This is a genomic window from Achromobacter sp. NPDC008082 (assembly GCF_042957345.1).
GTDB classification, from domain to species: Bacteria; Pseudomonadota; Gammaproteobacteria; order Burkholderiales; family Burkholderiaceae_B; genus Achromobacter; species Achromobacter kerstersii_A.
The window spans coordinates 114,074-127,853 of record NZ_JBIBIB010000001.1; the positions used below are offsets into that span (position 1 = coordinate 114,074).

Below are 13,780 nucleotides of genomic sequence, written 5' to 3' on the forward strand. Positions count from 1 at the left end.
TGGTGGCGGCGGCGGAGTCATCCGCAAAGGATATCACCAGCCCACTAGGGTTTTCACTTGTAAAACGAGTGGTAGCCCCAGAAAACCGCGATGACCAACACCACCAGCGCCCATGACCATCGGGAATTGGACAGGCCACGAGGTTCGGGTTCGGGCGGCGGAGGCGGGGGGGCAAGGCGGGGCTGCACCGCCATGTGGTCAATGAAGGCCGCGAAGAACTTCTGGATGATCTTGTCGCCGGCTTTCAAGAGCAGGCCTTCACCACACTCGGCCAGCTTGCCGCCGGCCATGCCCGCCACCGTGTAGGCCACGCGCGTACCCTGGTCCTTGGTGGTGAGATTGACCTGGGCGGTGCCGATGGCCAGGCAGGCCGCGCGGCCCTTGCCTTCGAACACCAGGGTGCAACTGTCGGGAGCGTTGACGTCCGAGAGCAGGATTTCCCCCTCGTAGTCGGTGTCGATCCCCGCAATGTTGGCCCGCAGGGTGACGGCGTATTCGGTCGGGCTGCGCATCGCAACTTCCACGCATCCCGGTATGCATTTCTGCAAGACTCTCGGGTCGGTCAACGCATCCCATGTCTGGTGCTGCGTCGAAGGAATCCATTGGGCATCGGCAATGCGCATGGCAGTCTCCTTGGAAGAGTTATGTGGTCATTCTTGCTCCAAAGCAGGATTTTCGCCAGTCCCAGCCATGCCAGCATGCGCGTTGACGACCGAGAGTGCCCAAAAAGTGGAATGAGTTCCATTTCATGCTCGAATATCGGTGTAGTGCACTCATCTCCCCCTTAATTCAATCAGACGATGTTGCGCGGTTCCGACACAGTGGCGGATGGCTGTCGCACAGTTGTAATCTGGCTTACGATCGCGCGTCATCGCGATCCTGGCTGGCAACCGAGTGTTTCCGGTATATGAAGTTAGAGTGCCTCAGTCAAATGGATGACGGTGACCAATCGAGGAATCGCAAAGATTTGGTTAAACTTCAAAAGCTATCAATTTCCACCTGCTCTTATGATTTAAAGAATAACAGAGGGCATGAGTTGATTGACTTTTTGTTGGTGAGGTTTTTTTGTCGTATGCGGCCGAGATGTCGTGCGGTTTGAATCAAAGGCGTGGTGGTGTCCGTAGGACGTTACGTTGGTGCACGTTATAGGTTAAATCAGAAATAGCTTAACCAAGGCTAAGTATTAAAATACCTGCTTCAACGGGTTCAACGAGATATGGTCTATTTGCTTGTCGCCTTTCTGATTTCTTTGGTTATTACCATGCTGCTGGTGCGATTCAACGCACTACATGGTCGATTTAGTTTCGATCATCAAACAACTGGCGCGCAGAAATACCACGACCGGCCGGTGCCGCGGATTGGCGGGGTTTCGATCGTAATTGCGATGCTTGCCGTCACGATGCTGGCGATTTTTCGTGAGCCAGCGCTTGGTTATGAACCATTGGTTTTGCTTGCTGTCGCGATGCCCGCATTCCTGGGCGGGCTGGCCGAAGATCTGACCAAGAAAGTCAGGGTTCTGACCCGATTGGCATTTGCAATGATTTCGGGCATGGCCGCCTATTATTTCCTGGGCGCAACGCTGGACAGGTTGAATATTATCGGCATCGACTGGCTGTTGCAGTTTGGTCCGATTTCATTTGTTGTCACGGCTTTTGCGATCGCGGGAGCCGCCAATGCGATTAATATCATTGATGGCTATAATGGCTTGGCCGCCGTGGTGTCAGTAATGATTTTTGCCGGATTTGCGTACGTTTCTTATTATATCGGAGATCGCCTCATTCTCACGGTTTCTGTGGGGATGATGGGGTCCATAGTGGGATTTCTGGTTTGGAATTATCCCCGTGGGCTTATTTTTCTAGGTGATGGCGGAGCGTATTTCATCGGCTTTATGATTGGTGTTTTGTCAGTTATGATGCTTGCGCGCCATCCCAATGTCTCCGCCTGGTTCCCGCTGCTGCTGTGCATCTATCCGGTGTTCGAAACTCTCTTTTCGATGTATCGGAAAAAATTACTGCGCGGACAATCTCCAGGAGTTCCGGATGGTGTGCATCTTCATATGCTCATCTATAAGCGGCTTGTGCGCTGGGCCGTGGGTTCTACCGACATTAAGCATAGAACTCAGCGTAATGCGATGACTTCGCCATATCTGTGGTTATTATCATCATTCGCAGTGCTTCCGGCCGTTCTTTTTTGGCAGAATGAGTATTTGCTAATGCTCTTTGTGGCGTTATTTTCGATCCTGTATGTAGTGCTTTATCGAAAATTGGTGCTTTTCAGAATGCCTAAATGGATGGTGATCAGCCGTAAGCACAAGCTGGGCGCCTTGGCAGCTAAAAAAAAGGCGTCCAGAAGAAGGCGTTATTAAAATTGCTAGGCAAGTTCGATGCCGAGCTTAATGTGTCGCCGTATTTGATTTTACAAGAAGGTGTTTTTAATGGCAAAAAGCGAGCGTTTTCTGATTTTCATCCCATGCTATCGATGTGAGAAGCAGATTCCGCGAACTGTGGCTCAATTGGTCGGAGCAGCCTCATTGGATTGCGAGGTTCTCGTTCTGGATAATAGAAGTCCGGACGGCACGTTGGAAGCAGCCATTAAGGCGGCAGACAGCCTGAAAAGCGTTCCGGTAATCGTTGCCAGGAACGATGAAAACTACGGCCTGGGAGGGTCTCATAAAGCGGCTTTCGATTACGCGATCAAGCAAGGGTTCGATTATCTGATCGTGCTGCATGGTGATGATCAGGGCAATATCGCAGACCTACTTCCCATGATCGAGGCTGGCAAGCATCGGGACGTCGATAGCCTGTTGGGAGCGAGATTTATGGCCGGTGCCCGACTGCAAGGCTATTCGGCCTTCCGCACCTTCGGAAATCGCGTGTTCAATCTTTTGTTTTCAGCCGTTGCAGGGCAACGGTTATATGATTTGGGCGCTGGCCTGAATCTATACAAAGTCGAATCATTGAAAAAGTTCACTTGGCGTTTTTTCGGAAATGATCTCACTTTTAATTACTACATGATTCTCGCCTCCGCGGCGTGGAATTGGAAGTTGCGATTTTTCCCCATATCGTGGCGCGAAGACGACCAGCTGTCCAACGTCAGGCTGTTTCGCCAAGCTAAGCGCACCCTTGGCTTGCTCATGAACTTCGCTATCGCCAGAAAATCCTTTTTATCTTCAAATCATTCGGGCAGGGAAAGTGGGGATTACCCATTTTCGATCGTTCATTCAAATCGACGAGAGTCAAGTTCCGATGATGCTACGTTACGCTAGGCTGTGCCAGCGCCTGGTGCTTGCGTCAGGGGCATGTTTCCTGCTCTGGGGGCTGGGCGTCAATATCGCTGGCTTTGCCGGGGTGTTCGAGCAACCCACGATAGGGTTGGCCGTGCTTGTGATCAGTAGCGGCCTGTATCTCGCCTCGCATGCGGTGCGCATGGTCCGCTTATGGCTGTTGATCGGCGGCGGGCGGTTGCGCGAACTGCTTCGGCTGTATTGGTACACCGCGGCCGTGTCCCTCGCCATGCCATTCAAGTCAGGGGAATTGATTCGTATCCTGGAAATCGGCTGGAGCACCAAGGGCGTCCGTTTTGGAATCGTGGTGGTCTGGGTGGAGCGTGCGTTCGATGCTGCGTTGCTTGCTGTCGTGGCGATCGGCTTGGCGTATTCGGCGCAAGATGCTCGGCCGTTTCTCCTGCCATTTATCGGCGTGATGCTGCTGTTTCTCGCGTTGTCACTGATTTTTCTGTGGGCTGTGCCTGAAAACCTGCCTCGAATTAATCTACACATCATGAGAGTTTACTCGGGCCGCCGCGCAGTTCAATTGTTGCGCGGAGTGGGCTACTTGAAAACTTTTTCTGGCGATGCGCGAAAAATTTTACAAGGTCGGGTACTAACTTTTGCGATTCTTACGCTGCTTATCTGGACATTTGAACTGTTTGCAATTGCGAGTATTGTTGCGCCCCACTTTCCTGTGATAACGGGATTCACGGAGTTGCTGGCCAAACTTATTCCGGGTCTGTCTCCGTCTGATGCGGAGAGCGGTACAGGCGTATCACCCTGGATCGTGAGTGTATTTGCACAGGCGTTGCTGGTACAGGTGCTTGGATGCCTTGTGCTCGTTCCCTATATTCGTAAGCGCTTGGAAGACACTCGCAACATTGGAATCTGTGATGAAAACGCTAGTGGTATACGATGATTCGTTCGACGTTCCGGAAGATGTCAGCCATCACCTAAGTATCGTCAGGTTCTCCGACCTGCGTGTGCAGCGTCGAACGCTGAAGGATCGGGTTGCCGGGGCGGTTGGCCGGTTGCCCAAAGGCGTACAGTTATTGGTCCTCGAAAGCGAGGCTCCCAATCAGGACTATGTGCTGCGACGCGCACTGCATGAGCGTGCAAGGGTTATTTATGTGCCGTCCTACCTGGCGATGCTGAATGACGAAGAGACGGTGTCATTGTTCCTGGAGAAACTGACGCTGGCCGAATGCTCTGTCAGGGTCCTCCCGCCGTCGTTTGAAGGCGAAGTCTTTAGCGGTCTACCCGTCGCTGTGGTGATCGACGACGACGCGGCCATGTTTGTCGAGGCGATGTTGCAAGGGGAGCACCAGGCGGCAATGGCCGATCTCTTGTCTTCGATGGAGCCAGTGCCTGATGACATCGGCATGGCGGACTTGCGAGACCCCGCGCAGTTTTTGTCAGTTGCGACATCTTCTTTTGATGTCCGCCATTTCAATTCGGTGGCTGCGACGGATCGTTTCACAGTGCTCAAGCGCTCCAGCGACACAGCGAAGCTTCGGCGGGAGTATGACTTCTACGCATTGCTACCGCCGGAAATGCAGCGATACTTTGTTCAGCCTTATGGATTCGCGGAAGAAGCGCAGACAGCCAGCTATAGGATGGAGCGCCTTTTTGTGCCCGATGTGGCGTTGCAGTGGACGCACCGCGCATTCACCCCCCATCAATTTGCACAGTTGTTGCGGCGCATATTCCATTTTGTAAATTGTCGGACTGCGCGCACTGGGGCGTTGAACGACCCTGGTAATGAGGCATTGTTTCTTGCGAAGGTGGAAGACCGCATCGCTGCGCTGGAGAAGAGCGATATTTACCCTGAGCTTGAAGTGCAGTGCCAACTGGCTTTCGGCGGTGTGAGAGCAATTTTGGATAGATACAATCGTCTTTACGATACGCTGACCAAAGACGTAAAGTTTCCGTCGCCGGTACTTAGCCACGGTGATCTTTGTTTTTCCAATATTCTCTATGGTAGAGCAGAGGGCACGATGAAGTTCATCGATGCGCGCGGCGGATCAAAGCTGGAAGATCTGTTTATGCCTGCGTACTACGATGTGGCAAAACTTTCGCATTCCATTGAAGGGTCTTATGATTTCATCAACGCAGGGTTATTCCGGGTTGAGCTGGACGATGTTAATCGGCCTAAATTGATTATTAATAGCCATGACGAAAGCAGTTTCGCGCAAATGTTCAGGCGCCAATGCTTGCAGGCGGGCTTTATGCCTCGGCTTGTGAGGTTGTTCGAGGCATCTTTGTTTATCAGTATGACTCCGCTTCATATTGATGCTCCGGTGAAGGTGTTGGCATTTCTGCTCAATGCTGATCGCATTTTGGATCAGGTAGAAGATAAATCGAATTGGAACTGAGGCAATGATTCGTAGTGATAAGGTTCTGGTTTTCGATGTGGACGGAACTCTGTGCGAGATCCGGCGGGACGGGCAGTCGTATGCCGACGTTGAACCCCTTTGGCCAGTAGTTGAAAAACTTCGTGAATATAAACGCGAAGGTTTTTACATAGTTCTCAACTCAGCAAGAAATATGCGGACTTATCAAGGCAATACGGGGTTGCTGAACGCGAATACGCTGCCCGTGCTGATTGATTGGTTGAAAAAGCATGATATACCCTACGACGAGCTGCACCTTGGCAAACCTTGGCCGGGAACCAACGGGTTTTACGTTGACGATAGAACGATAAGGCCTGACGAGTTTTGTCGGCTGAGTTATCAAGAAATTCTTGCCCTGTTGGGTGTAGAGAAAGGAAAGGAATGATCGTCATCATCACCATGGCGGGGATGGGAAAGCGTTTTCGTGACGCGGGTTGGAATGTTCCCAAATATCAAATCGAGGCCCACGGCCGATCGCTATTCGCATGGTCCATGCTGAGCTTGCGCCAGTTTTGGGCCGCAGGCGCTGAAGCGATATTCGTCGTGCAACGGCAGGACCAGGCAAGAGCATTTATTGAGCATGAATGCGCGCTGCTCGGCCTGGCTGGGGTGTCGATTGTGGAAATTGATGGGCTGACGGATGGGCAAGCTACGACTGCTATGCTGGGGGCCGACAGCGTGCAGGACGAGGCATCTCCTATGTTTGTCTATAACATCGACACGTTTGTACACCCGGACAGCCTCGCTCCCGGCGACGTCCGGGGCGATGGCTGGATACCTTGCTTCAATGGCCGGGGTGATGGTTGGAGCTTCGCGAAGGTGGATGCAGATTTTCGCGTCACGGATATTCGCGAGAAGGAGCGCATTTCGGATTGGGCGACGGTTGGCCTGTATGGCTTCCGATCCGTGGGCCTGTACTGTGAGTTGTATCGTGAATTCTTCAGCGGCGGCCAGGGCTTGGCCAAGGGCGAACGCTACATTGCGCCGATGTACAACCATCTGCTTGGTAAGGGGGTGCCCATATTTGTTCAACCCTTGCCCGCTTCAGCGGTAATCCCGCTCGGCACGCCCGTCGAGTTGGAGCAATTCCTTAACGCGCAACCCCCTACCTTGTGACTTATCTTTGGACGCGCGCGTGATACGTATGCGAAAAGCCTTTTACGGCACGGTTCTTGCAACTTTGCTGGTGGTTGTAGGCTTGATTGCATATGGGTTCGTCATCCCGGGTTACGGCTCATTGGCGGTCTTGGGTGCGGTCACAGCAATCGCGGTGGTCGTGGCGCGACGCGTAATTGCGAAGCCGGTTTCATTGTTGGCTATTGCAGCGGGCGTGGTGGCTGGTGCGGTGTTTTGGCACGCCGCTCCATCGATAGGCCTATACCCGACGGTCACGCTTAGCGTAACCGGTGATAAGCATCCGGACGCGAAGGGCGCCGAGGTATGGCTCACAGGAGTGGGGCGGGCCTCGGGTCCATTCAGCGTTAGCGGCTTTGAGGGTTGGGCGAAGCGAGATGGCGTCGTGGTCGGCTACGGTGACACGGCTAAGACTGTCCAGGTGCCCAAAACGTGGCAGACCGGCGCTGTAGTGCGTCTGGGTAGAAGTCCCTACTCGGGCATCGTGGAGGTTGCAGTCGATGATCGCAAATCCCGCATAGATCTGTATTCCGCGGAGTCATCCGCGACGGACATACCGTTGCCGCCACCCGAGAGCTCGATCCTTTCAGGGCCTTTCCGCATATTGACGGCTTTGCTGTTTTCGTGGGCCGTCTTTTACATATCCGCTGCCTACATATTTGGGCACAACGCATTCAGAGTCGGTGTCGGCGTGTTTTCAATGCTGACGGCGACATGTGTGTGGCTGGCCATGACGCATTCCATAGCGGGCGATGTGGAATTCCTGGCCGTCGGCGCGCCCGCTCCGGCGAACGGTAATGCCGATGGCCACCCCGCCACGGTGTTTCTGGGGACGGCGCAAGGCAAGGTTGAAGGTCTGCCGCTGCCGTATGCGTACTATCAGGCAGGCGCGCCTGCGTCTTTTGCCGGGATATCGTCGCTGCGATTGCAGACGGACAGCGCGCCTCTCAATGTTTGGACACAGGCTGGCGCTGATGCACCTTCAAAATTGTCGTGCACTCGGGACAGCCCTCTCGTTGCTGAATTCGATCCGCGTCGTGCCAAAGCGCTGTACGCCCGCGTGGGTGAAGAACTGACGGCCATCGCGGCTCCGGCCGCCGCCGATTCGACGGGGCCTGCGGATGCCGAGCGGCTCTTCGCAGTCTGCTGGCCTTACGGCGATGGATTGATGGTGGCTTGGACGTCGGCCTATTTCCGCTACAACGCGTGGAATGGCCCTGTGCACGCCGTCCACCGCGTGTATTTGGACACGCCGGAACAGCCAGTGTTGATGTTGCGCCTGTCGTCGCCGACCGGGCGGTATAAGCCAATGGAATCGATCGGTCCTGGCGAGTATGCTTATCCGAAGCTGACCTTTCCATGGAATCACGCAGAGCTCGCTCGTAGGTTGGCTACCGCGCTGATCGCCGGCTTATGCGTCTTGCTGATCATCCCTGTTGCCGCGATCTGCAATATGGTCAAGGCTATAGCTAGGGATGGCAGACGGGCGTCCACGGCATGCCTGCTGGCCATTGCTGGTGTCTGGATGGGGGCTACTATCGTTGTCGGCTGGCCCGGCATCATCGGTTGGGATGCTATAAGCCCCGTCATCCAGCATGGTGCCGGCGGAGTCTCATTATGGTACGGGGTTGGTTACCCTCTTCTTGTCTCCGCCTTAATCAACCTTGGTGGCCTTGAGCTTTCGCTGCTATTAAAAGCGTTGATCGCGTGTCTGGTGGTGTTGTGGGTGGCGCTACGCGCTCTCCAAGAAGGCGCCAGCGGCTGGGTCATCAATGTTTTTGCGGCAGCCATGTTCCTGCTCACGGGAACGACGATGGTGGCCGCAACTGAATTGCGTGATGCGGTCAATGGCATTGTCTTGAGCGGATTCGGCTTGCTTTGCTATGTGCTGTTTACAGGCGTCAGACGACAATCTGCGTCGTTTTCTCCTTGGCACTACGCCATGACTGCGCTGCTGGGTACGTTGCTTGTGCTGTTGCGGACGGACAATATTGTCTACGTGGGAGTGTTGCTGTGCGGGTTCGCATTTGTGCGACCACACCGGCGCACCGTTTTGGCATGCTTGTCCATCGTTGCCTTGTGGTTGGCTGCGACGCCATTGTCGACGCGCTATGTGATGGAAAGGGGCGATCATGGCAAGGCAGAGATGCGGCTATATAAGGTCTCGGCTTTTGTGAATCCGCTGGTCGGCATGCTTCGGGGTGAGGCGCTGACCCGGGACGAGCGCCTGGCCTTGAGCACAACGTTGGACAAGGTGTTGAAAGTGGATTATTCCGTTGAACACTGGACACCTTCGGATGTGATCTATTGGCATCAGTCTGACAAGGGTTCCCCTTCGCCAGAAACGTTGGCGGAATTGCAGCGCTCTTTCATCGTCTATGCGTTGCATCATCCCCTGGAATTTTTCACGTTGAGAACAGCTACCTTCGTGAAATCCTTAGGGATGAACCAGGCTGCGGCCTGGCTCGCGAAAGGGCATATCGATCGCGCATTTTCTCTGCCCCCTTACTTCGACCATCTGGGTGGACACGATACCCATTGGCGAAGCATGGTGGCCCTTGCGGGCTACCGGCCGGCGGCACATCTATTTCCGGACCTGGCTGCGAAGATGTACGCATGGTACGAAGGCATCGCGTTTGGCGCTTTGCAGCTACTATGCGCCATTTTTCTGATGTTTGGCTTCCGGCGTCATCCGACAGCGTCGCTGCTTGCCGTTGCCTTGATCGCACGCGCGGGGCTGTTCTGGTTGATGCAGCCTGCATCGGTTTTTCTTTATCTAAGTGAACTGCAGATACTTGGCACGTTATTGCCATTGCTGGCATGGATAGAGTGGCGCCAGCGCGTCCGAGGTTGTGTTGATGCTTCTTAAGTTTGGTTTGATTTCCGGCCTGGGCTGGTTGATAGATTTTTCAATCTTTGTCGCACTCTGTGCGGTAGGATTTATACCGGGCGTCGCTAATGGCATTGCCGCCACAGTCGCGGTGACCTTCGTCTACTTCTCGTCTTTACGGCCCATATTTCAGTACGAGGGGCATTACATGATGCGAAAGTTGATGGCCTATTGGCTATATCAAATTGTCGCCGTCACATTAGCGTCCCTGATAGTGAATTTCCTTGCCACCGTGGGCATGCATTCAATCGTTGCGAAGATAGTAGTCACGCCCTTCACCTTTTTGGCAAATTATCTCTTTATGAAATGGTTGTCCGAAGTCGGCCGTTCTGGAACCTGATTCCGACGATTTCATCGACGTGGGAGGTACAGGGATTGTGGCGCGTAAGACGAGATGCATGAGTGGCGACACGTCGTCACCGCAAGTAGTAGATCGCAATACTTGACTTTGACACCCTTTGCAAGACGGCCGGCTTTCCTGCGCTGCCGAGCGCCGTGTTCTTTTTGAACTAAAATTCGGCGACTTACGCGGTTGGCCAAGAAGGGCGGCCATGCCCTGATCCATGCTGAAGCGGTGCTTCAAGCGGCAATCGTAGATGCAGCGCTGCCACGCGCGCTGAAGCGGCCGCCCCGATTCTTGACATATAAAAGCATATGATGATTCGTTCAACGCCTGCCGCTGGCGAGCACATTCCGGGGGGCAATCCTCCCGACGCTGCGGCCGAGCGTGTCAGAGGCCCGGCTTTGGGGGCTGAGTTGGCACAGTCACGTGTACAGCTGGCGGAGCTGTCCGCCCGGTACGAGGAAGTGATTCAGTCGCCGGCATACCGGATCGGGTCGGCGATTTCCCGCAGCCCTCTGGGCACGCTGTACCGCGCTGTCTCTCGATTGCGCCGGCACCGGCAAGTGTCCGGTAGCCCCGTGACTGGATCGCCTTCAGCGGCTGAAGTCCATGCGGATCATGCGAGCTACTCATCCGGCGAATTTCTGGCGCGGCTGCAGGCGCTGCCGCAAGGCGAGCCCATTGCGATTGCTCACCCGGAATGGCTGGGGATACGAAGTTCTGCGTCACAGATGTTTGAGCATTTGCTGTTTCTGCGCGACGATCTGTCGCCAGCTATTGCTCAAGAAATTGCGCGTCGTCTGGCAGATTGCGGACCTTCTGCTATTGTTTTTCAAGGCTTTCCGTACACCTATCAGCATTTGGTCGACTCCCTGCATCGCTCGGCGCAACACATCCCCCTCTATGCCGTCTGGCACGGGACGTTCATGCAAGCCAGCGAAGATTACGCTTGGCGGAGCTTCCGTCTGGTCTGCTCGCTTCAGCGACAGGGGAAGATTCGGCGGATCGGATGTGTGAAGCGAGGCCAGGACGAAATTCTGCGCCGAAATGGCGTGGATGCCAGCTTCCTGCTGAACCGGTACACCCAGGTGCCGCAGCACGCCTCGAAGGTCGCCGATGGTGCAAGCCGTCTGGGCATCTGGAGCATTTCGGAACTCCGACACAAGCCGCCTTACGAAATGCTGGCAGCCGCGTCGATGATTGATAACGCCATTGTGGTCGGGTCCGTGGCTTCACAACGGATGCGCGAGTTCTGCGAGGAATTCGGCGTGCCCAATGATTTCGTTGGAAGCGTGGTTCCACAGTCCGAGATGCCTGAGCATCTCGCGGCTTGCCATGTGAACCTATACGTCACATTGAACGAGTGTGCTCCGATGTTGCCGCTCGAGAGTTTTGCGGTCGGCGCACCTTGCATCGTGGGTCCGAATACACCCTATTTCGAGGACGATCCCTACCTGCGCAGCAGGCTGGTTGTGGATGTGCCGGATGATGCGAGCGAGATTGCGGCCCGCATTGGCGACGTTTTGCGTGAACGCGACCAAATCGTCTCGGCGTACAAGGCGTATGCCGTTCGATACAACGCTCTTTCGGCCACCACAGTCAAGCAGTTCCTGGACTGATGCGCACCACCTGCTTCGTTAGCTACGAGCTGTATCCTGTGACGCGAGGCGGTTGCGGTGCGTTGCTTCACAACCTGGCGAGCCAATTGCTGGCGGCCGGCGATCGGGTCGTGTTCCTGCTTGATGTCACAGAGGAAGTATTCGACCGTTTCGAACAGGTTGAGCGGGCGAAGCTGCCCAATGCGCACAACTGCGTTGCCTATCGGGTGGAATCGGTGCTTGGCGCCGACATAGCTGGCGCCGCGGAGTTCATTTGCTGGTATGACTGGCGCGCCTATGTGCTGCATCAGGCGGCCTTGCGTGTTCATGCGCTAGAGCACCCCGACTTGATCGAGTTCTTCGATTTCTACGGCACCGCTTTTTACGCATTGAGCGAGAAGCTTGCACTCGGGGCTTACGAGGGAACGAGGATCGCTGTCCGATTCCATGCCACGATCGAGGCGATGGATACCGTTGACCTGACCAATGCGTTGCATCGGGATCTCTACACCTTGTACTCCTTGGAGCGGGCCTCCTTGGCGCTGGCGGACACGGTAATCGTGCCTTCGGCAGGCTTCTACGAGGAATCTCTGCTGCCGCTATATCCGTGGCTGCCGGGAAAAGAGTCGATTGCGGTACCCCCATTGCGCAAAGTGTTGCAAAGGGAGCAGGTTTCTCCGTCAGCCAATGGCATCTTGTTTTACGGCCGTCTGTTTGCGATCAAGGGCGTGGACCTGCTTGTTGATTCAGCCATATCCTGGATGCGGCAATATCCTGAGTCCCAGGCCGAATTTTATTTCCTTGGAGGCGACTCCAATCAGCCTCCGGATGGCGCGTATCCCTATGCTGAATACCTGATCCGGCGTATTCCCCAGGACTTGCGTGGACGCTTTCATTTTATTGGGCACGTCACGCACGAACAAACCGAAGCCTTGCTTCGCGACGTTCGATTTGCGGTATTTCCCAACCGGTATGAGTCTTTTTGCTATGCGGCGCACGAAATATACGCCGCTGGCGTGCCGATGATCGTGTCCGATATTCCGGGGTTCAAGGATTTCTTCGTACACGAGCGCAATTGCCTGCAGTTCGAGTCCGGCTCCTCCGACGCCCTGGTGTCTTGCATGGCTCGACTTTGGGACGACGCCGGGTTGAGGCAGCGCTTGTCATATCCGTATCCCGTTGTTTTGGAGGAGGTTGCGCAGATCTACGGCGAGAGCCCCGAGGCGAAGACCATCGCACCGGCGAACCCTGAGGCCGGGATATTGGTGCTGATCCTGACGGACAGTGTGCATGATGCCCAGCCTGTCAGTGAGGTTACGGCGCGCGCCGGCTGTGACACGCTCTTGTTGCTGCGTGCGGCGTCTGACGTCACCGAGCCCACTGTCGTGCTGTTCGGCAGCAATGTGCGCTGTGTGGACCCGAGCGGGAGGGACGTGGACGTGCATGCCGTGCGGACCCGGCAGGCAATATTGGTGCTACGAAGTTCGGACCGCATAAATCCAAGTTTCTTGAGCGCAGCTGCGGCGGTGCTGGCCAGCCGTCACGACATCGCCTACGTCAGCAGTTGGATGGAGCAGGGAGGCAGACCGACCGCGTACGCGCTCCCACTGATGTTGGACGTTGCTCCGACAGCTGGGCGTAGTCCGTTTACACGCAGCGTGATGCGTACCCAGAGTGGACGGCAGTTGCTTGATGTTTTTGACGCGGGCATGGGGGAGTATGCGGAGCTGAAGTATCTGTGGGACTTGACCCGGGAGCACGCGACGGGCTTGGTGATACCGCGAGCTTGGGTTCACGTTGTTGCCGAACCTGACCAGTACCCGTCGCCCAAGCAGTTCTCATATCTGCTGAATGGCAATTTCAGTTTGGAGCGCAAGAAGCGAATTGCCCAGTATGCGGTGGCAACGTGGAACATGTCGTCGGGCCAGGACTCGCGAAGAAGAGCCCTCAAAAATATGAGCGCTCTGCCCACGCCCGTCATTTTGGTGTTGCTATTTTTGGGACGATCCATTGCTTATACATATCGCCGCTCGCGTTCGGCATGGCAGGGAATGAGGCGGCGTCTAAATTCGCTGGGCAGAGGCCGAAATGGTCCGCAACGGCGTGAAGAGAAATGATTATGAGAGGTCTGACTTGATTCGGGAAGTATTCGAG

General features: G+C 55.1%; 11 protein-coding genes. 10 read left to right on the top strand and 1 reads right to left on the bottom strand.

All coding sequences use genetic code 11. From position 1 onward, the window contains the following. Window positions 1–53: 53 nt before the first annotated feature. The gene (locus tag ACFZAI_RS00550) at window positions 54–623 is read right to left on the bottom strand and encodes a carbon monoxide dehydrogenase subunit G (protein ID WP_391565088.1); all 570 of its coding nucleotides are present in this window, start codon (window positions 621–623) and stop codon (window positions 54–56) included. 593 nt (window positions 624–1,216) lie between these two features. On the opposite strand from ACFZAI_RS00550, the gene ACFZAI_RS00555 reads away from it, so the two are divergent. The 10 genes from ACFZAI_RS00555 to ACFZAI_RS00600 all read left to right on the top strand — a co-directional run bounded on the left by ACFZAI_RS00555 (window position 1,217) and on the right by ACFZAI_RS00600 (window position 13,743). Continuing rightward, window positions 1,217–2,365 carry a glycosyltransferase gene (locus tag ACFZAI_RS00555; protein WP_391565089.1) on the top strand — a complete coding sequence of 383 codons (1,149 nt, stop codon included), beginning with the start codon at window positions 1,217–1,219 and terminating at the stop codon, window positions 2,363–2,365. A 69-nt stretch (window positions 2,366–2,434) separates the two neighbouring features. Then, on the top strand, window positions 2,435–3,265 hold the full coding sequence (locus tag ACFZAI_RS00560) for a glycosyltransferase family 2 protein (RefSeq protein ID WP_391565090.1): 831 nt from the start codon (window positions 2,435–2,437) through the stop codon (window positions 3,263–3,265). Then, complete coding sequence (locus ACFZAI_RS00565) at window positions 3,246–4,187, top strand: hypothetical protein (protein WP_391565091.1); 942 nt, start codon at window positions 3,246–3,248, stop codon at window positions 4,185–4,187. The genes ACFZAI_RS00560 and ACFZAI_RS00565 overlap by 20 nt, the downstream gene beginning before the upstream one ends. Next, complete coding sequence (locus tag ACFZAI_RS00570; protein ID WP_391565092.1) at window positions 4,162–5,643, top strand: capsular biosynthesis protein; 1,482 nt, start codon at window positions 4,162–4,164, stop codon at window positions 5,641–5,643. Before ACFZAI_RS00565 ends, ACFZAI_RS00570 begins: the two co-directional genes overlap by 26 nt. A gap of 4 nt (window positions 5,644–5,647) precedes the next feature. Beyond that, entirely contained in the window at window positions 5,648–6,046 is a 399-nt protein-coding gene (locus tag ACFZAI_RS00575; protein WP_391565094.1) for a capsular biosynthesis protein, read from the top strand. Continuing rightward, window positions 6,043–6,777: a glycosyltransferase family 2 protein gene (locus tag ACFZAI_RS00580; protein ID WP_391565095.1), complete on the top strand. Its 735-nt coding sequence runs from the start codon at window positions 6,043–6,045 to the stop codon at window positions 6,775–6,777. Before ACFZAI_RS00575 ends, ACFZAI_RS00580 begins: the two co-directional genes overlap by 4 nt. A 28-nt stretch (window positions 6,778–6,805) precedes the next feature. After that, complete coding sequence (locus ACFZAI_RS00585; RefSeq protein WP_391565097.1) at window positions 6,806–9,664, top strand: hypothetical protein; 2,859 nt, start codon at window positions 6,806–6,808, stop codon at window positions 9,662–9,664. Continuing rightward, complete coding sequence (locus ACFZAI_RS00590; protein WP_391565098.1) at window positions 9,654–10,025, top strand: GtrA family protein; 372 nt, start codon at window positions 9,654–9,656, stop codon at window positions 10,023–10,025. Before ACFZAI_RS00585 ends, ACFZAI_RS00590 begins: the two co-directional genes overlap by 11 nt. Before the next feature lie 314 nt (window positions 10,026–10,339). After that, complete coding sequence (locus tag ACFZAI_RS00595) at window positions 10,340–11,647, top strand: hypothetical protein (RefSeq protein WP_391565100.1); 1,308 nt, start codon at window positions 10,340–10,342, stop codon at window positions 11,645–11,647. Continuing rightward, window positions 11,647–13,743: a glycosyltransferase family 4 protein gene (locus tag ACFZAI_RS00600; RefSeq protein ID WP_391565101.1), complete on the top strand. Its 2,097-nt coding sequence runs from the start codon at window positions 11,647–11,649 to the stop codon at window positions 13,741–13,743. Before ACFZAI_RS00595 ends, ACFZAI_RS00600 begins: the two co-directional genes overlap by 1 nt. The last annotated feature ends 37 nt before the right edge of the window (window positions 13,744–13,780 follow it).

What these genes read in the sequence shown, in the direction of transcription:
- ACFZAI_RS00550 (WP_391565088.1), bottom strand. Translation starts at nt 623, where the DNA reads ATGCGCATTGCCGATGCCCAATGGATTCCTTCGACGCAGCACCAGACA.
- ACFZAI_RS00555 (WP_391565089.1), top strand. Translation starts at nt 1,217, where the DNA reads ATGGTCTATTTGCTTGTCGCCTTTCTGATTTCTTTGGTTATTACCATG.
- ACFZAI_RS00560 (WP_391565090.1), top strand. Translation starts at nt 2,435, where the DNA reads ATGGCAAAAAGCGAGCGTTTTCTGATTTTCATCCCATGCTATCGATGT.
- ACFZAI_RS00565 (WP_391565091.1), top strand. Translation starts at nt 3,246, where the DNA reads ATGATGCTACGTTACGCTAGGCTGTGCCAGCGCCTGGTGCTTGCGTCA.
- ACFZAI_RS00570 (WP_391565092.1), top strand. Translation starts at nt 4,162, where the DNA reads ATGAAAACGCTAGTGGTATACGATGATTCGTTCGACGTTCCGGAAGAT.
- ACFZAI_RS00575 (WP_391565094.1), top strand. Translation starts at nt 5,648, where the DNA reads ATGATTCGTAGTGATAAGGTTCTGGTTTTCGATGTGGACGGAACTCTG.
- ACFZAI_RS00580 (WP_391565095.1), top strand. Translation starts at nt 6,043, where the DNA reads ATGATCGTCATCATCACCATGGCGGGGATGGGAAAGCGTTTTCGTGAC.
- ACFZAI_RS00585 (WP_391565097.1), top strand. Translation starts at nt 6,806, where the DNA reads ATGCGAAAAGCCTTTTACGGCACGGTTCTTGCAACTTTGCTGGTGGTT.
- ACFZAI_RS00590 (WP_391565098.1), top strand. Translation starts at nt 9,654, where the DNA reads ATGCTTCTTAAGTTTGGTTTGATTTCCGGCCTGGGCTGGTTGATAGAT.
- ACFZAI_RS00595 (WP_391565100.1), top strand. Translation starts at nt 10,340, where the DNA reads ATGATGATTCGTTCAACGCCTGCCGCTGGCGAGCACATTCCGGGGGGC.
- ACFZAI_RS00600 (WP_391565101.1), top strand. Translation starts at nt 11,647, where the DNA reads ATGCGCACCACCTGCTTCGTTAGCTACGAGCTGTATCCTGTGACGCGA.